The sequence below is a fragment of the Parabacteroides sp. genome (assembly GCF_977054455.1).
In genome coordinates, this window is the sequence record NZ_CDRTCT010000024.1 from 53,710 (window position 1) to 72,436 (window position 18,727).

Consider the following 18,727-nt stretch of genomic DNA (forward strand, 5'->3'; position numbering starts at 1 on the left):
CAAATGATATGAAACAGAAAACAAGCAGGGGCGGTTCGCGAACCGCCCTTGCCATCATCGGATTCTTACTATTTTCAATCTGCATATACGGGCAAAAGCCCGTATATGCCGGTATGGAGACTGGACTAAATGCAGAAAAACGTCCTTCTTACAAACTGACACCGGAATGGAAGAGACACAAAACATGTCAAGCGTGGGGATGGACCGCATTGGGAACCGGAACCGCCATGATGATGTATGGTTTTTGGGCAAGGAGCATGGAAAGGGACGATGTGGCTAAAAGTACCTCCAAATACGTAGCCTTAACCTATATCGGTGTCGCCGTAACCGCCGCAAGCGTCCCGCTTTTCGTCTTTTCAATCAAGAACAAGAAGAAAGCCCGTTCGCTCAGGCTGGGAAGCGGCTCCCTGGCTTACCCCTTGCCATACGGATCTGACCTTACATCAAGCCCTGCATTGTCCATCGGATTTGATTTTTAACCGGAATCATCCAAAACGAATATTCACGGCGGGCAGGTGTGATCGTATATTCCGGATGGGTTTGGGCGCCCCAGGTATTGTCGCCACCGACACCCATCTGCCGGTTGTCGATGTTCAGCCAGACCATGTCTTTCTTTTCGATGCTGCCGCCATGAATGTGCTTCGTCATGGAGGGGACATAGTAGAGATCCTCGATCGGGAAATTCCAGGCGCTGACCTGCAAAGGTTCCTGGGGCGAGCGGATCAACAGACCCTCGCCCGAAGCGTTTTGCAGGGCGACCCAGCGGACATCCGTCTTATTCGCCGTTTCTTGGGCACGGACATACGGGTGATATTGTTCCCAAACGGTCGATTCATACAGGTCGATATCGGCCGCTGATTTGCGGTCCCAATAGTTTTCGTGCGGGCCGCGGCCCAGCCAGGTCATCCGGTCGTATTCGCCATTCAGAATCATCCTCATGCCGAAACGGGGCATTTCCGGCAAGGCCTTATCGCCCGGCGTAAAGCTCAAAGTCGTTCGGACGGCTCCATCGGGATAGACGACGTAGGTAACCGTGCAAGCCGATTCCTGCGCCGGCATCGTATAGGAGGCACGGATCGTCACCGTCCCCTCGTGCGGTGTTTCATGTAGAGACATATCCGTCAATTGCAACTCGTTTCCCGCCTGCTTCCAGGTTCCACAACGCTCCAACATGCCGTTCGCCACATCGTTATCGGTCAGCGGACGCCAGAAATTCGGGCGAGGGCCGGCTTGCAGGTATTCTTTTCCTTTCACCTTCCAACTGGTCATCTCTCCCGTCTTCCGGGAAAAGGCAAGAACGGAGGAAGAGGCGGTCACCGTATAACCGTCCGGCGTCTCATCCACTTTTGCCAACTCCTTAAAGGGGCGGTTGGGGATCTCTTCTTCCGGCTCCTTAAGGGGTCGGCAAGGAAGTTGCCATTGCTCGGATGCAGCCAAATGCCCTTTGGGAACCAAGGGGGACGCCTCCTTCGTGCAAGCGGAAAGATGCAGGAAATACTCCGTTCCGGGTTTGCCTTCGATAGCCGGGAGGGGCAACGTGACGACAACCGAGGCATGAGGCGCGATCACCGGGACATCGAGTTTGCCTTCGTACAAGGTCTGTCCATCCGCCTTCACCTTCCAACCGTAATCATAGACATCGGAAGAGAGGAAATCGTGGCGGTTCGTGACCTTCACCTGGTTCGGCGAGAAGGGGACACCTTCGAAGTGCATATATTGATAGACCTTCTTCACTTCATGGATGTGCGGATGCAGGGTGCGGTCGGCCGCCACCAGGCCATTGGCACAGAAGTTGGAATCGTTGACAATGCCGACGAAACCCATATCGCCGCCGTATGCCCATATATCCTTGCCTTTCCGGTCTTTGACGGCAAACGTCTGGTCTACCCAGTCCCAGATAAAGCCGCCTTGCAGGTGGTCATATTTATAGATCAGCTCCCAGTAGTCGCCGAGGTTGCCGACACTGTTCCCCATCGCATGTGCATACTCGCAAAGGATCAGAGGACGCTCCCGGCGCTGGTTCACCCATTGGCGGAGCAGCCAGATACGCCCGTACATCGGGCAATAGATATCGGACAGGCCTTTCACGCCTCCCCCTTCGTATTGGACGGGGCGGCTGGCGTCGCGCCCTTTCGTCCAGTGGTAGATCGTCTCGAAATGTTTCCCGTAGCCGGACTCGTTTCCCAAGCTCCAGGTGATGATGGCCGTCACGTTCTTATCCCGCTCCACCATCCGCTCCATCCGTTCCATGAAAGGGATTTCCCAACCGTCCATATTGGCAAGCGTACCGTCCGGATGGGCTTCCATGCCGTGCGATTCGAGATTCGCCTCGTCGACCAGGTAGAGACCGTATTCGTTGCAAAGCTCGTACCACTCTTCGTTGTTCGGGTAGTGGCAGCAACGGACGGCGTTGATGTTGAACTGTTTCATCAGGCGGATATCCTCGACCATGCTCTCCACCGAGACGGTACGCCCGCGGTGCATATCGTGTTCATGCCGGTTCACCCCCTTGATGAGGATAGGCGTGCCGTTGACCAGGAGCATGCCGTTCTTTATCTCCACTTTCCGGAAGCCGAAACGCTGGGTGAACGATTCCGTCACCTTGCCTTTGCTATCCAGGGTATTGACGACTAAGGTATAAAGATGGGGCGTCTCCGCCGTCCAGCGTTTAACATCCGGAAAGATCTCTGAGAAAGACAACAAAGTGTCTGCCGCATGCCTGACGGTAAGGCGGCCGGAAGCCAACTCTTTAGTGCCATCCAGCACCTTTACCCCTACGGATGTGCCTTTCGCCAATGAGCGGCTATCCATCGTAAAGTCGATATCGAGCGTCCCATCCTTATATTGGTTCTCCAGATCGGCACGGATCTCGAAGTCTTTGATACGGGATTTCGGACGGGCGATCAGCATCACGTTCCGCTCGATCCCGCTATACTTCCAGTAGTCTTGTCCTTCCAGATAGGAACCGTCGCTATAACGGTAGACTTCCACCGCCAGCCGGTTCTCGCCGGGTTTCAGGTATTTATTGATCAGGTATTCGGACGGAAGGCGGCTATCCTCGCTATAGCCTACGAAACGGCCGTTCACCCAGCAATAATAAGCCGATTCGACTCCCCCGAAATGGAGCAGCACGTCCTTCCCCTTGAAATGTTCGGGAACGGTGAAGGTCGTCACGTACGAGCCAACCGGATTATACTCTTGCGGCACATAAGGGGGATTGGCGGGGAAAGGATAGCGCGTGTCCGTATAGATCGGCGCGTCGAACCCTTGAAGCTCCCAACTGCCCGGCACTTCGATCTCTTTCCAGCCGGAGACATCGAAACCTTCTTCGTAGAACGAAACGGGACGGGAAGCCGGGTTCACCGCGAAATGGAACTTCCACGTTCCGTTCAGCGACTCGCGGCGTTCAAGCGTCGCGTCTTTCTGCAAAGCGGCCCTTTCCGAGGCGTACGGCACGAAATGGGCATGGATCGGCTCCCGGTTGATCTGGTTTACGCGCTGGTTCTCCCACTCTCTATGTTGGGCTTGTCCGGTTAACGCGAACAACAAAAGCGCACTGATGACGGATAGTTTGTGTTTCATGATAGCAAAAAATCTAAGTATTCGGGACGAAGATACGGAATAATATTCAATCTTTTCCCCTATCCGAAGTTTTTCAGGAGCAAGCGCACTCAAATATTGCCTTATATAAATAAAGAACCAGGTTCGCGGATGACGCGGATGAAACGGATGAAAGCGGATTTAAATTATTTTATCCGTTAAAATCCGCCCGATCCGCGTCATCCGCGAACCTGGTTCTTTAATGTATCATCCGCGTCATCCGCGAACCCGGTTCTTAAATGTTTCATCCGCGAACCCGGTTCCTTAATGGAACATTTGGTTCAGTATTATAGCGGCAACTCCTTTAATATCCGATCCGTCACCCCTGCATTACCGCTCACAAACAGTCCGGCATTCCCGCCGGCGGCATCCAGAACTTCGCGATAGGTCAGCAGTTCATCCATTTTATCGTTGAACTCATCCTTCGATGCGACCGAGAATCCCCCGCCCACCTTGATCAGGTCACGGGCTTCCCTGAACTTCCGGTACCGTGGACCGAACAACACCGGAATGCCGTAGACCGCGGCTTCCAGCGTATTATGGATGCCGGCTCCGAAACCGCCTCCGATATAGGCGATCGTCCCATACCGATAGATGGAAGACAACAACCCGAAACAATCCACGATCAGGCAGTCTTTCCCTTCAAGCAGGTCCTCGTCCAGCATCACATCGGTCAGGCGGACGGACGGGCGTTTCAACAACGACTCGATATACATCAGATGCTCCCGGTGAATCTCGTGCGGGGCGATGATCAGCTTCATCTCCGGATGCTCGTTGAAATAAGGGATCAGTATCTCCTCGTCTTGCGGCCAGGTACTCCCGGCGATCAAGATGAGACTTTTCCCCCCGACGAATTGTTCGACTTCAGGCAACTCACGCGCCCGATCGCGCACGTCGAGCACCCGGTCGAAACGGGTATCGCCGCAGACCGTCACGTTGCGGATGCCATATTGTCCGAGCAGTTCCTTCGAACGGTCGTCCTGCACGAACAAATGCGTGAAGCAGTGCAACATCTTCCGGTAAGGAGCTCCGAACCATTGGAAGAACAACTGGTCGGGACGGAAGATCGCCGATATGATATAAACCGGGATTCCCCGCTTCTTCAACTCGCGCAAATAGTTCCCCCAAAACTCATACTTGATGAAAACAGCCATGGCCGGATTCGCCAGATCCAGGAACTTCTTTACCCGGTAAGGCGTATCGAAAGGCAGATAGCAGATCACATCCGCCCCGTTATAGTCTTTCCGCACTTCATAGCCCGAGGGAGAAAAGAAAGTAAGCAAGATCTTATATCCCGGATATTGCGCCTTGATCTTTTCGATCATAGGACGTCCCTGCTCGAACTCTCCCAACGAAGAGGCATGGAACCAGATGTACCGGGCGTTCCGGTCTATCTCCTCACGCAAAAGGCGATTCGTCTTCCACTGGCCGAAACGCATCAGGCGTGCCTTCCGGTGGAAAGGAGAAATCAGAGCGACGATAAAGGCATAGAAATGTATGAGTAAGCTGTACATAAGATTAAAAACCGCCCCCTTTCAACTGCTCTATCGCACGCTGGATACGGCGGATCGACTCTTCCTTCCCCAGGGCTTCCGTTATGTCGAAGATATGCGGGCCTTTGCCTTCGCCGACCAGGGCCAGGCGGGTCGCATTCATTATATTCCCCAAATGGTAGCCCTTGCTTTCGATCCAGGCTTTTACCTCCTCTTCCGTACCTTCGATATCGAACGGCTCACGCGTGCGGAGCACTTCGACCAGTTCGGCAAGTTGTACGGCACTGTCTTCCTTCCAACGTTTTTTACGCGTCTTTTCGTCATATTCCGTCGGAGCGATGAAGAAGAAGGAACAGAGATCCCACAGATCCTTGATGAAGGTGGCACGGTCTTTCATCATGGCTACGACCTTCTCCACGTAGGCCGGGTCGGCTTTCACGCCGTGGCTTTCGAGGATCGGCATAAAGAGGGCGGCCGCTTCCTTATTGTCCATAGCCTGGATATAGTGATGGTTGAACCATTTTCCCTTTTCATAATCGAACTTGGCCCCGCTCTTGCTACAACGGCTCAGGTCGAAGCAGCGGATGAGTTCGTCCATGCTCATCACTTCCTGGTCATTGCCCGGATTCCATCCTAACAGGGCCAGGAAGTTGACAACCGCTTCGGGCAGGTAACCGCTCTCGCGATAGCCTGAAGAGACTTCGCCGCTCTTCGGGTCATGCCATTCCAACGGGAACACGGGGAAGCCCAGGCGGTCGCCGTCACGTTTGCTCAGCTTGCCGTTGCCTTCCGGTTTCAGGAGCAAAGCCAGGTGTGCGAAGCGGGGCATCGTGTCTTCCCATCCGAAATAACGGTACAACAGCACGTGGAGCGGGGCGCTCGGCAACCATTCTTCACCACGGATCACATGCGTCACTTCCATCAAGTGGTCGTCCACGATATTGGCCAGGTGGTAAGTGGGCAGCTGGTCGGCCGATTTATATAAGACTTTGTCATCCAGGATGGAAGAGTTGATAATCACTTCGCCACGGATCAGGTCGTTCACATGGATGTTTTCATCCGGTTCGATCTTGACGCGGACCACATACTGGCGGCCGGCATCGATCAAGGACTTCACCTCCTCCTCGGAAAGGGTCAGCGAGTTGCGCATCTGCATGCGGGTGGATGCATCATACTGGAAATTGGGGATTTCCTTCCGTTTGGCTTCCAGCTCTTCAGGCGTGTCGAATGCGATATACGCGTGGCCGGCCTCCAGCAGCCGATCGACATACTTCTTGTAAATATCCCTGCGTTCGCTCTGGCGGTAAGGGCCATACTCGCCTCCGAAGCCGACACCTTCGTCGAACTTGATGCCCAACCAGGTAAGCGCTTCTATGATATAGGCTTCCGCTCCGGGGACGAAACGTTGCGAGTCGGTATCTTCGATACGGAGAATCAGATCTCCACCCTTCTGTTTGGCAAACAGATAATTGTATAAAGCCGTACGAACACCTCCGATATGCAAGGCTCCTGTGGGGCTCGGTGCAAACCGGACTCTAACTTTCCTTTGAGTCATAATTCTTTCATTCTATAATAATGCGGCAAAAGTAGCCCTTTTTTTTCTCTTAGTAAACTTTTTTATGTACATTTCGCCTTTCAATAAACAGAACATTATGAAAGCAAAGAACTATAGCATACATCCGAGTGTCTATTTTATCGTAGCGGCCTTGTTGATCGCTTACTTCTTTCCACGGGAAGGGAAGTTCCGTTACCAGTTCTACGAAGGGAAACCCTGGCGGTACGGGTTGCTCACCGCTCCGAGCGACTTCCCGATCTACAAGACGGATGCGGAAGTAGAGGCCGAACGCGATAGCGCCTTGGGGAAGTTCGAGCCCTATTACCGGCTGGATGCCACGATCGAATCCGAAGAGATAGACAAACTACGCGCCGACTATCGGGGCACGCTGAAGAACCGGGCGACCCCGGCCTATATGCAATATATCGAAAACAGCCTGCAAAAGCTATACCGGGACGGCATCATTTCGACCCAGGACATGGACGAGCTCAAGAAGGAGAAATATCCCCGCATCAACCTGCTCGCGGGCAGCGTCGCGCAGCCTCACTACAGCAGCGAGTTCTTCACGGTCAAGACGGCGTATGAGTTTATCATCAACAATTGCCCCTCCCGCCTGGACAGGTCGATCCTGCAATCCTGCGATATCAACAACTACCTGGTGGAAAACGTCACCTACGACAAGGCGATGTCGGAAAAAGTCAGGGAAGACATCCTGAACAGCGTCCCGCTGGCCAACGGCATGATACAGGCGGGAGAACGTATCGTCGACCGTGGCGAGATCATCGACAACCACACGTACAACGTGCTCCGTTCGCTTAAGATCGTACACGAGACCAAGTCCGGAGGCGCCCAGCGCCAAGGCATCATCATGGGAGGCCAGTTCGTGCTGGTATTCGGGATCCTCTTCTGCTTCTGGCTGTACCTGTGGTCGTTCCGGTTGAAGATCCTGCATAACAGGAGGAACGCTCTTTTCCTCGTACTGTGCGTGTTCGTGAGCTGCATCCTGACGGAGCTTTGCGTGACGTACGGGTTGTTCAATATCTATATCCTTCCGTTCGCCATCGTGCCGATTGTCGTACGCACGTTCTTCGACTCGCGTACGGCTCTGTTCACGCACCTGATCATCGTGCTGATCTGTTCGCTGATGGTGCCATTCCCGCACGAGTTCCTGCTGCTCCAGGTAATTGCCGGCATGGTCGTGACATTCAGCTTGCGGGATTTGTACGAACGTTCCCAGCTGATCCGTTGCGCCTTCTTCATCTTCATGTCCTACGCGCTCTGCTACATCAGCCTTTCCATCTATCAGGAAGCGGACTTGAAGAAGATCAACTGGATGATGATGCTCTACTTCGGCATCAACTTCATCCTGCTGATGTTTACCTACATATTAGTATATATGTTGGAAAAGACATTCGGCTATGTCTCCAGCATCACGCTGGTCGAGCTTTCGAACATCAACACGCCGATCCTGAAAAAGCTGTCCGAGACGTCACCGGGCACCTTCCAGCATTCCTTGCAGATGTCGATCTTAGCGTCGGAAGCGGCTGCCGCCATCGGCGCGAACGCGCAGCTCGTACGTACAGGCGCCATGTATCATGACATCGGCAAGATGGCGAACCCGGCGTTCTTCACCGAGAACCAGAGCAGTATCAATCCGCACGGCCAGCTATCGTTCGACCAAAGTGCGAAAATCATCATCAACCATGTGAGCGACGGTGTCAAGATCGCTGAAAAAGCGATGTTGCCGAAAGCCATCATCGACTTTATCCGCACCCATCACGGCCGCGGAAAAGCCAAATATTTCTATAACTCCTTCAAGAACCAGTATCCCGACCGCGAGATAGACGAAGAGGCTTTCACCTATCCCGGCCCGAACCCGTTCTCGAAAGAGACAGCCGTCCTGATGATGGCCGACTCGGTCGAAGCGGCCTCCCGTAGCCTGAAAGAGCACACGGAAGAAAACATACGCGCCCTGGTCGACAAGATCATAGACGGACAGATCGCCGACGGGCTGATGCGAGGCGCCCCGCTGACGTTCAAGGATGTCGAAACGATCAAGAATGTCTTTGTGGAAAAACTGAAGATCATGTACCACACGCGGATCAGTTATCCGGATCTGAAGAAGTAGGTCCAACGAGTTCCTCCAGCAACCCCGCGCAGGCATCCTCCAGCAGATCGAGGACCAGTTCGAAACCTTCCGCTCCGCTATAGTACGGATCGGGGACATAGTCATAGAGCTTGTTACGGGAATATTCCGTCATCTGATGTATCTTTCCCACGGATTCCAAATCCGGGGCTTTCCGTTTGAGATCGTCTATGTTGCGGTTGTCCATGCCGATGATCAGGTCGAAGTCGAAAAAATCGTCCGTACATACCGGACGGGAAACCGAATCCAACTTATATCCCCTACGGGCAGCATGCGAACGCATACGCGGATCGGCCTTTTCTCCTGCGTGATACCCGATGATGCCGGCAGAATCGATCTTGATCCGGCCGGCCAGCCCCGCATCCTGAACCAACTTCTTCATCACAGCCTCGGCCGAGGGCGAACGGCAAATATTCCCCAGACACACAAACAATATCTTATATTCTCCTTTCACCTCTCCCATCTTCCTTAATTCTTAATTCTTAATTCTTAATTTCTAAGCCGGATCCACATCATAGTGCACGATCAACTGCTTAAACGGCAAGTAGCGTTGCATTTCGGTGTGTACCGATTCCAGTATCTCGCGTACCGGAGCGATCGCGGCGGCGATCTCTATCTTTAGCACAATCTTCCGGATGTGAAGGGTCTGCACACGCGTGATCGGCGGAGTGACCGGTCCAAGCACGCGTTCGCCCAGGCGGCGACGCAGGTTTTCGGCGTATAAAGCCGATAGTTCCTGCAAAACGGAATCATTCCGGCTACGCAAGACAATCACGATCAAACGGTAGTAAGGCGGATAACGGAACAGGCTCCGCTCACCCAATTGAAGACGCACCATCTCCTTATAGGCGAAACGTTCCACCATCCGGATCAACGGATGGTCGGGCTGAGACGTTTGCAGGACAACCGTTCCCCGCTTATCCCGCCTTCCGGCGCGGCCGCTCACCTGTACCATCAACTGGAAGGCGCGTTCATGGGCACGGAAATCCGGGAAATTCATCAGGCTGTCGGCATTCAGGATACCGACCACGCTGACGTTGCCGAAATCCAGACCTTTCGACAGCATCTGGGTCCCGATCAATATCTGTGTTTTACCTTTCTCAAAGTCGGCGATAATCCGTTCATAGGCCGTACGGGTGCGGGCGGTATCGAAATCCAGACGCTCGACCTTGGCTGACGGGAACAGGGCGTCTATCTCCTCCTCCACCTTCTCGGTCCCGAACCCCATCGTGCGAAGTTCCGGACTCTGGCACTCCGGGCATTGGCGAGGCAACTGGATCTTGTATCCGCAATAGTGGCATACCAACTCGTTACGGAACTTATGATACGTCAGGCTGACATCGCAATTGACGCAATGAGGAACCCAACCGCACCCCTTGCACTCGATCACCGGAGCAAAGCCCCGGCGGTTCTGGAACAGGATCGCCTGCCCTCCCTTCTCCAACGCATCGCTCAACTTGTCTACCAGGACCGGCGAAAAGAGCGTGTCTTTCATGATCTTCTTGCGCCTCAGTTCCTTGATATCGACCGGCAGAATTTCCGGCATCAGCCGGTCGCCGTAACGGGTAGACAGTTCCACCAGACCGTATTTGCCGGTAGTGGCATTAAAATAGGAATCGATCGAAGGAGTAGCAGAGCCCAACAAGGTTTTCGCCCCATGCATACCGGCCAGCACCAAAGCGGCATTACGGGCATGATAGCGCGGGGCCGGCTCCTGCTGCTTATAGGTGTTCTCATGCTCCTCGTCTACGATAATCAAGCCTAAATCCTTGAAAGGCAGAAACAAGGAGGAACGGACGCCTACTACCAGCATCGGCTCGCCCGTATGCAATAAACGGTTCCAGACTTCCACCCGCTCGTTATCGGAAAATTTGGAATGATAGACCAGCAGCTTATCACCAAACAACTTGGCCAGCCGTTCCGTGATCTGGGTGGTGATGGCGATCTCAGGCAGCAGATACAAAACCTGGCGTCCCGTCTTCAGCACCTCGTCGATCAGCCGCATGTAAACTTCCGTCTTTCCGCTGGAAGTAACGCCGTGCAGCAGGCAGACTTCTTTCTCCCGGAAGACTTCGTGTATCTCCCCGTAAGCCTTCTCCTGCGCCGCGCTCAAAGGGTGAAGGGGCTGCAAACGGCAAACCGGGACCTGCAACCTTCCCACCTCTTTCTCATAACTTTCCAGCACGCCCCGCTTCAGCAGGCTGTCCAGTATAGCCGGCGAACAACCGCTGCACTCCAACAATTCCTTCTTCGACAATTCGCGTACCAGTGCCGGATTAAGCGCATGACTGAACTCCAGGAAACAGATCAGCAAGTGCTCCTGCTTCTTCGCCCGCCTGAAGTCTGCAAACACGGCCTGTAGTTTTCCTTCATCCTCATACGCCTCGGCAAGGCGGATAAAGGTCTGCTTCTTCGGCACAAAGCCCCGTTTCAGCTCCTCGCTCACCTCGACCGCCCCTTTAGCCATCAGGGAGGCGACAACCGGCACGACATTCCGCAGACCGGTTTTCTTCTCCAGCTCCGAAACAGTGAGTTTCAAGACGCCGGTAAAGGCATCCAGCACGGCCTGTTCATTCGGCCGCAAAGGGCCGTCGGCTTCAAACTCTTCATTATAGGTGACAGCCGTTTCACTCTCCAGTTTCAATCCGGAAGGCAAAGCCGCCTTGTAAACATCTCCTAATTTACACAGATAATAGGATGCGATCCATTTCCAGAAACGAAGTTGCGGCCGACGGAGCACAGGCGTGGCATCCAGCAGGGCATAAATCTCCTTCGTCTCGTACTGGCCGTCAGCCCCATGCTCGTGCACATCCATGACGATAGCCGTATAATAACGCTTCTTTCCGAAATGGACGATCACCCGGCAACCGGGCGTTACCGCCTGTTCCATATCGGGCGGTATGCTATAGGTATAGCTGTTCTCTAACGGAAGCGGGAGTATGACGTTTGCGTACTTCATATATTCATTAAGGCTCCAAAAATAATGAAAAGAAAAGTCATACACAAAAAAATCGCAAATTCCGCTCCTTGTTCGATGTTCAATCGAAAACAGGATTCTGAACCACCTCTCCCCATTCATATATCCAGACATTAACAGAGATCTTGGTCGGTTCGTCCGGTGTCGGGGGAACAGGATCGGGGTCGGGATCGGGATCAGGGTCAGGCACAGGATCGGGCACCGGGTCCGGATCAGGCTCTGCTTTGGGAATATTTGTAAAACTCTCTTCCGTAAAAGTGACGTTCAAGGCATACACATTATTCCGTTTGATAAAATTATGGTCATATCCATTCCTATCTATCCTATGCTTAAAATCAAAATAAATATATTTAGAACAGGATGGCAGCCGTAACCGACCAACCCCGGTTCTTGCCGTTCAAATCCAACTTGGATGCATTATAATCATCCGTCAAGCCGAGGGTGTAATTGAAGCCGACCTGCAAATGCTTGATCAGTTCCACACCGGCGCCCAAGTTCAAGCCGGCATTAAAGCTTTTAGCCTTCAACTGGTCTCCGACCGATCCCGGAATATCCCAGAACTTATCGCCGCCCACACGAAAACCGACATACGGACCGGCAGCCAGATATCCTTTGATAATAGGCAAACCGAATTTCCATTTCAGGTTGACCGGGACATCGATATAGTCATTCTTAATGTCTTTCTCGCTCTTCACGCCTATCCCTTTTTGCGAATAGAGGATAGCCGCATCAAAGCCGACTCCCATTATCGGAGCCATCACCTCCACCATCGGGCCGATATTGAATCCGGTCACATTATCCTTGCCGATCACCTCCTTGTTGAAATGGACAGACGAAACATTCAAACCGCCTTTTATACCGAACTTAATCTGGGATTTCGCAGGCATGGCTATCAATGTCATCACCATCAGCAACATAACCCCTACAATCTTTTTCATACCTGTTTTCTTTTATTAGTTAATATGAATTACAAATAAACGCACTTTTCCAATAATAAACAAATATCACCGCCTAAGTGTTGCCTAAGTTGAATTTCGACCGACTTCCAACAGTTATTTTCCTACGGACGGAGTAGGAACTTCCGTCCACAAAACCAGATTGATCCCATAATATTAGAAAGCATGAACCGGGGGGCGGAGCTCATCCCGCACGCAGATTCATGCCTCTTTTCCTAATTATTATGGCAAAATAATTAAAAACAAATAGATAGGCTACGGGAAACGGGGGATTAAGAAAGGCAAAAGCCTACGGCTTCACTGTTCTCTTCCGGCCTTTCCTCGAAGCCGTCGAAAAAATATGCGTTGCAGGTCTTCTGACTTACTTCCGGTATGAGCGCCTTCCCGACTCGCGTCAGTGGCATACAAAGAATTGCCCAATCCGTTTTGAAGCTTACAGCAGCGGGACTGTCCGGGATTTGCACCCGATTCCCTTTTAATCCTTTTCCGCAGATCGCGAAGCAGGAACAATGCATGGGACAAATATAGAGATATTTTCCATATATTCTTCATCTTCCTACAGAAAAAAAGTGAAACCGGTCCCGACTTGTTAGCCGTTGCGATAAGCCTCGACGGCTTCCCGGACGGAGCCGTACATCAACAGCAGATGGCGGGACTGGTGATAAGGAAGACCCAATTCCTCAGCAACCATGCGGGTTCCACGGTCTATAAGTTTCTGATTGGTGAGCTGCATATCGACCATCCGGTTCCCCTTGACCCGTCCGAGCCGGATCATGACGGAGGTGGAGATCATGTTCAGGATCATTTTCTGTCCCGTCCCGGATTTCATGCGGGAACTGCCGGTGACAAACTCCGGCCCGACAATCATTTCGATGGCGACATCGGCCACCGCCGCCATCGGCGAATCGGGATTGCTGGAAATGGAGGCGGTCAGGATGCCTTGTTCACGCGCTTTGCGAAGGGCACCGATCACATAGGGAGTCGTTCCGGAAGCGGCAATACCGATCACAGTATCCTTCGTATCGACCTGATGCTCCAACAATTCCTGCCAGCCGCGTTCCTCATCGTCTTCGGCATTCTCCACCGGATTCCGGAGGGCGGTATCGCCACCGGCTATCAAGCCGATAATCAGTGTGGGAGGCATCCCGAACGTCGGAGGGACTTCTGAAGCGTCCAAAACCCCCAACCGTCCGCTGGTCCCGGCTCCCAGATAAAAGATCCGTCCGCCCTGCTTCATGCGGGGAACGATCTGCAAAACCAATTCTTCTATCCGGGGGATGGCCCTTCGGACAGCCAACGCCACTTTCCGGTCTTCCGCATTGATCTCTTCGAGCAACTCCCGGACGGACATCCGTTCCAGGTCGTCATAGAGAGAATCCTGTTCTGTTATCTTGATGAACGACATAGCTTATTACAATTAGGAAAGGCAAAGCTACTAAAAAATATCAGATTCACATATCAGCCAACTTCAAGCAAACAGGCTTGCTTACCCGGATGTCTTTTCCCGTATCTCTCAATAAGCCGCTTTGCTTGTCTATAGCGTACACCTGCACGACATTACTGTCCCGGCAGGCGCAAAGCAGGAACTTGCCATTGGGAGTGATGACGAAATTACGCGGATGAATGCCGGTCGGCTGATAGCCGACCTTTGCCAGTTGCCCGTCTGCCGGATCGATGGAGAAAATCGCGATGCCGTCGCCTTTCAGACGGTTGGAGGCATACAGGAAACGGCCGTCCGGTGTGATGTGTATATCGGCGCTGCCGGAGACATGCAACGTGTCGGCTTCCACAAACCGGACCGGGGCAAGGTTGCCTTTGTCGTAATGCATGAAAGCGACGCGGCCCGAAAGCTCGCTGACCAGATACGCCCATTTCCCGTTCGGATGGAAAACCGTATGGCGCGGGCCTTCTCCCGCCGGCAAACTAAAAGAGGCAGGCGTTCCTTCCCGCAGGCTCAAACCCTTATCGGAAGCGACGATATCGTATTTATAGATCCGGTCCGTTCCCAAGTCGTTGGCATACAGAAAACGCTCATCCGGCGAGGCGTACACGCAATGCAGATGCGGGACTGCCTGGCGTTCGGAGCCCGGCGTTCCGCCTTCATACGCATAGACTTCAGCCGGTTGCAGAGTGCCATCGGCCGAGATCGGGAAAACGCTGATGCTACCGCCGTTATAATTGGCCGTGACAGCCATCCGGCGTTTGCTGTCCACCCATATATAGCAGGGAGCGCTCCCCTCCGTCTTCTGCTCGTTCAGCAAAGAAAGCGTCCCGGTATGTTTGTCAAACGAATAGGCGCATACTTTTGCATCCGGCACAGCCGTCTCACTTACCGAATAAACAAACTTGCCGTCCCGGCTCACCGCCAGATAAGACGGATCCTGAATGCCCGACAGGCTCTTCACCGGCTCAGCCGTCCCTTTCTCCGGATCGAACCGATACAGACTTATGCCCGGATCCGCGGCATCCGCATACGAACCGACAAACAAATACAACTCATTTTCGGGTGACGAGCACGCCGCCACTGCCATCGCCATCATACACAAAAAACCAGCCATCTTCTTCATACTCTATCATTCTTGATTATTTAGTTTTCACTTTCCTCATGATACCGGATCAGCCCTTGAACCGGACTTTGAACGATCGTTCCTAACCGAAGCCCGAACTCACGAGCCACCTCTTTCAATATATCCTGATAATACCAGGCAATGGAGCCTACCAGATGGACAGGATGATCCCGGCAACCATACTGCATGACGTTGCGGGCAAAGAACGCCCGGAAACTATCGCCTACCAGATTATATACAGCCGGCTCTTCCATATGCCGGAGCAAAAAAGGAGACAGACTTGCCAGGAAACGATTCGGGAAAGGTTGCTTATACACCTTTTCCATGATGACAGCCGGCGTCAAACCGGACTCCGCAAAGAAAGCCTTTTGCAAAGCGGCCGGCAACTGGTTCTTCAACACATCTCCGACCAGCAATTTCCCAAGTACGGCGCCACTTCCCTCATCTCCCAGGATAAAGCCTAACGGCGATATGTTCCGGACAATCTCCTTTCCGTCATACAGGCAGGAGTTGGAACCGGTCCCCAAAATACAGGCAATGCCGGGATGATGGCCGCAGAGGGCGCGGGCTGCTGCCAACAAGTCGCTGCCGACCTCCACCGAAACCGGCAGATAGTGCATGACGGAGCGGCGTAAAATCTCGTTCTTTTCCGGGAAGGCACATCCGGCGCCATAAAAGTAAACGGCCTCGATAGCATCATACTGCCTTATTTGAGGAATCAGGTTGTCCCTTATTTCGGCCGAAATCTCTTCTTCCGTCTGGAAAAAAGGATTAATCCCGCGCGTCCTGATCCGTTCCGTTTCGCGATTGCCGGACACAACGCTCCAATCGGTTTTCGTAGAGCCGCCATCCGCTATCAATATCGTTTTTGCCACCATACACAAAGCAAATATAATTAGTTATCTCCTTGTTTCTTCTTCCCAAATTCGGGATCGATCTTCAAGCAAGCCGTGACAAGCAATGTTACCAGGCAACATCCCATCACCCACCAGAAGAAGTTCTCGTAGCCCATCTGTTCCTGCAACCAGCCGGCTGCCATTCCGGGGAGCATCAGGCCTAAAGCCATAAAAGCCGTACAGACCGCATAATGCGCCGTCCTATGTTCTCCGTCGGAATAATAGATCAGATACAACATATAGGCCGTAAAGCCGAAGCCGTAGCCGAACTGTTCGATGAACACGCAAATGTTGACGATCCACAAATTATCAGGCAACGCACTGCTCAGATAGATAAAGACAGCGTCAGGCAGGGAAATCGCCAACGCCATCGGCCAGATCCATCTCTTCAATCCTCCCGTCGAAGCGGCGATGCCTCCCAATATTCCGCCCAACGTCAAACCGATCGTACCGATCGTCCCGTACACCAGTCCGATTTCAGTCGTCGAAAGTCCCAATCCTCCCACTTCGCGAGGATCGACCAGGAAAGGCGTTACCAGCTTTGCCAACTGAGCTTCCGGGAAACGGTACAGCAACATGAACAGGATCGCGACAAAGGCTTGTTTCTTCTTGAAAAAAGAGGCGAAAGTCGCGAAAAACTCTTTTAGGATCGTGGAAGGAGTCACCGTCGCTGAAGGCCTATCTCCTTTCGGCAAAGGAAGTATATACCGGTGATACAGGAACAAAGCCAAAAACAGCCCGCCTAAAATAAAGAACGTAACCGACCAGGCAAGCGGAATATTCCCCGTACTGTTTTCCAGGAATCCGGCAAACATGACCAGCACACCCTGCCCGGCAATAATCGCAATCCGGTAAAAGGTACTCCGGATACCGACAAAGAAAGCCTGTTCGTGCGAATCGAGGGCCAGCATATAAAAACCGTCCGCCGCAATATCATGCGTGGCGGAACTGAAAGCCAGCAACCAGAAAACCGCCAATGAAGCCTGGAAAAAGAATGTCGTCGGGATCGTAAACGCAACCCCGGCAAGCCCTGCCCCGATCAATAGCTGCATGGTGACCACCCACCAGCGTTTGGTCTTCAGCAAATCCACGAAAGGGCTCCAAAAAGGCTTGATCACCCAGGGCAGGTTCAGCCAGCTCGTATAAAGGGCGATATCGGTATTTGAAACTCCCAGGCGCTTATACATCAGGACAGACACGATCATCACCGCGACATAAGGTATTCCCTGCGCAAAATACAGGGAAGGGACCCAGAACCAGGGAGACCGTACAGATGGCTTATCAGACATAGGCTTATGTGGCATCATGCTTCTTCTCTTATTTTACGGATGAGCTCGTTCTTCTCATCCTCCGTAATACTTACCTCTTCCCAGACCTTTTCGAGGTCTGCAAATGTCACTTTCTTAAAGTCCTTTTCCAAAGGGACGACAAACAGGCCGGCCATCTCGACCGTCGCCGGACTGATGAGGATATTGGCATCTCCCTCGGCATAATAGCAGGAAGGACGCAATTCCCGCCGGGGGAAGATACAGGTTATCCAAACCTCCTCCTCCTTCCAGACCGCCACATTCATCATCGGCTCGTAATCCTCCGGCCCCATCGGCATCCTGTCGTATAATAACCCGAAAGCGGCCACCGCCTCACTTCTATCTCCCGACACCAGGATAAAACAGACCGGAAGGAGGCCGACAGAAGCATAGAGACTCGTCCGTCCCCTTTCCCAAACGGCCCGTTTCCGGAAGTTTAGCCAATTTCTCACAACCGGAAATTCCTCTTTCCTTCCAGCCTGGAAATGCATGTGGTCCGGAGCCGAAGCACCGCATTTAGGGCCATTATAGAACAAGGCATAGCCGGATAAATCCGAAACGATGTCCAGCAGATCCCCGTAATAAGGTTTTATCTGTTGCCTTTCATGCCAACGCAGAGGCACGGTCAGATGGTCTTTGAAAATAGGGTATGGATTAACCAGTATTTCAAACGCGTCATTATATGTCACTCCTTTTTGTTCTTCCGGCCGATGGCAGAAAAAACAGGGACGCGCCTGCAAGGATGCCTTGTCGATCTTAGCGGCGGAAGAACGAATCCGTTCCGGATTAAACTGAAGAACCGTTGTCCTGTAATCCTCCTGGAAATAGCGCGTCTGCACATTGGCCAAAGAAGCATAATTCTCCCTTGCCAGTTTCCAATCCTGCTTTTGGCAGAGAAGAAGAAAGTCTATTTGTTGTTCCAAATCATTCATAAAGTTCGTGTTTTCACGGTTGCCCGCAACTTTTCCCGCAACACAAATGTAGTGAAAAAAAACAGGTCGCATACTTTTATCCGGTTAATAAGAAAGAATTATCGAATCGCACCTTCAAAATCAGCACGAAAGAGCTTGTCCATAAGTTGTCCGTTTCACGACGGATGACCATCCGTTTCACGACGGATGACCATCCGTTTCACGACGGATGACCATCCGTTTCACGACGGATGACCATCCGTTTCACGACGGATGACCATCCGTTTCACGACGGATGACCATCCGTTTCACGACGGAT

14 protein-coding genes and 1 riboswitch are annotated in these 18,727 nt (G+C 52.6%); of the genes, 2 read left to right on the forward strand and 12 right to left on the reverse strand.

Annotated elements, in window-relative coordinates:
* The first annotated feature begins 8 nt into the window (after nt 1-8).
* Complete coding sequence (locus ACW6QF_RS13100; RefSeq protein WP_456088155.1) at nt 9-479, forward strand: hypothetical protein; 471 nt, start codon at nt 9-11, stop codon at nt 477-479.
* On the opposite strand, the gene ACW6QF_RS13105 is transcribed toward ACW6QF_RS13100, so the two are convergent.
* The 3 genes from ACW6QF_RS13105 to gltX all read right to left on the reverse strand — a co-directional run bounded on the left by ACW6QF_RS13105 (nt 439) and on the right by gltX (nt 6,648).
* Complete coding sequence (locus tag ACW6QF_RS13105) at nt 439-3,582, reverse strand: glycoside hydrolase family 2 TIM barrel-domain containing protein (protein WP_456088156.1); 3,144 nt, start codon at nt 3,580-3,582, stop codon at nt 439-441. The genes ACW6QF_RS13100 and ACW6QF_RS13105 overlap by 41 nt on opposite strands.
* A gap of 305 nt (nt 3,583-3,887) precedes the next feature.
* Nucleotides 3,888-5,114: a 3-deoxy-D-manno-octulosonic acid transferase gene (locus ACW6QF_RS13110; protein ID WP_456088157.1), complete on the reverse strand. Its 1,227-nt coding sequence runs from the start codon at nt 5,112-5,114 to the stop codon at nt 3,888-3,890.
* A gap of 4 nt (nt 5,115-5,118) precedes the next feature.
* The gene (gene gltX, locus ACW6QF_RS13115; protein WP_298547633.1) at nt 5,119-6,648 is read right to left on the reverse strand and encodes a glutamate--tRNA ligase; all 1,530 of its coding nucleotides are present in this window, start codon (nt 6,646-6,648) and stop codon (nt 5,119-5,121) included.
* 97 nt (nt 6,649-6,745) lie between these two features.
* Between gltX and ACW6QF_RS13120 the strand changes: the two genes are divergently transcribed.
* A complete protein-coding gene (locus tag ACW6QF_RS13120; protein ID WP_298547631.1) occupies nt 6,746-8,776 on the forward strand; it encodes an HD family phosphohydrolase in 2,031 nt (676 codons plus the stop codon).
* Here ACW6QF_RS13120 and ACW6QF_RS13125 read toward each other — a convergent pair.
* From ACW6QF_RS13125 to ACW6QF_RS13165, 9 genes are all read right to left on the reverse strand, one after another.
* Entirely contained in the window at nt 8,751-9,257 is a 507-nt protein-coding gene (locus ACW6QF_RS13125; protein ID WP_456088158.1) for a low molecular weight protein-tyrosine-phosphatase, read from the reverse strand. The genes ACW6QF_RS13120 and ACW6QF_RS13125 overlap by 26 nt on opposite strands.
* A gap of 33 nt (nt 9,258-9,290) precedes the next feature.
* The gene (priA, locus tag ACW6QF_RS13130; protein WP_456088159.1) at nt 9,291-11,753 is read right to left on the reverse strand and encodes a replication restart helicase PriA; all 2,463 of its coding nucleotides are present in this window, start codon (nt 11,751-11,753) and stop codon (nt 9,291-9,293) included.
* 79 nt (nt 11,754-11,832) lie between these two features.
* Nucleotides 11,833-12,138 carry a hypothetical protein gene (locus tag ACW6QF_RS13135; protein WP_456088178.1) on the reverse strand — a complete coding sequence of 102 codons (306 nt, stop codon included), beginning with the start codon at nt 12,136-12,138 and terminating at the stop codon, nt 11,833-11,835.
* Nucleotides 12,122-12,709: a porin family protein gene (locus tag ACW6QF_RS13140; RefSeq protein ID WP_456088160.1), complete on the reverse strand. Its 588-nt coding sequence runs from the start codon at nt 12,707-12,709 to the stop codon at nt 12,122-12,124. Before ACW6QF_RS13140 ends, ACW6QF_RS13135 begins: the two co-directional genes overlap by 17 nt.
* Before the next feature lie 347 nt (nt 12,710-13,056).
* Nucleotides 13,057-13,254: riboswitch (cobalamin riboswitch) on the reverse strand.
* Between the two features lie 62 nt (nt 13,255-13,316).
* Nucleotides 13,317-14,132, reverse strand: coding sequence for an N-acetylmuramic acid 6-phosphate etherase (murQ, locus tag ACW6QF_RS13145; RefSeq protein WP_298547612.1), 816 nt, complete (start codon nt 14,130-14,132; stop codon nt 13,317-13,319).
* A 46-nt stretch (nt 14,133-14,178) separates the two neighbouring features.
* Complete coding sequence (locus ACW6QF_RS13150; RefSeq protein WP_456088179.1) at nt 14,179-15,285, reverse strand: lactonase family protein; 1,107 nt, start codon at nt 15,283-15,285, stop codon at nt 14,179-14,181.
* A 29-nt stretch (nt 15,286-15,314) separates the two neighbouring features.
* A complete protein-coding gene (locus ACW6QF_RS13155) occupies nt 15,315-16,172 on the reverse strand; it encodes an ATPase (protein ID WP_456088161.1) in 858 nt (285 codons plus the stop codon).
* 17 nt (nt 16,173-16,189) lie between these two features.
* The gene (locus tag ACW6QF_RS13160) at nt 16,190-17,497 is read right to left on the reverse strand and encodes an MFS transporter (protein WP_456088162.1); all 1,308 of its coding nucleotides are present in this window, start codon (nt 17,495-17,497) and stop codon (nt 16,190-16,192) included.
* Nucleotides 17,494-18,429 carry a DUF4922 domain-containing protein gene (locus ACW6QF_RS13165; RefSeq protein ID WP_456088163.1) on the reverse strand — a complete coding sequence of 312 codons (936 nt, stop codon included), beginning with the start codon at nt 18,427-18,429 and terminating at the stop codon, nt 17,494-17,496. Before ACW6QF_RS13165 ends, ACW6QF_RS13160 begins: the two co-directional genes overlap by 4 nt.
* Between the last annotated feature and the right edge of the window lie 298 nt (nt 18,430-18,727).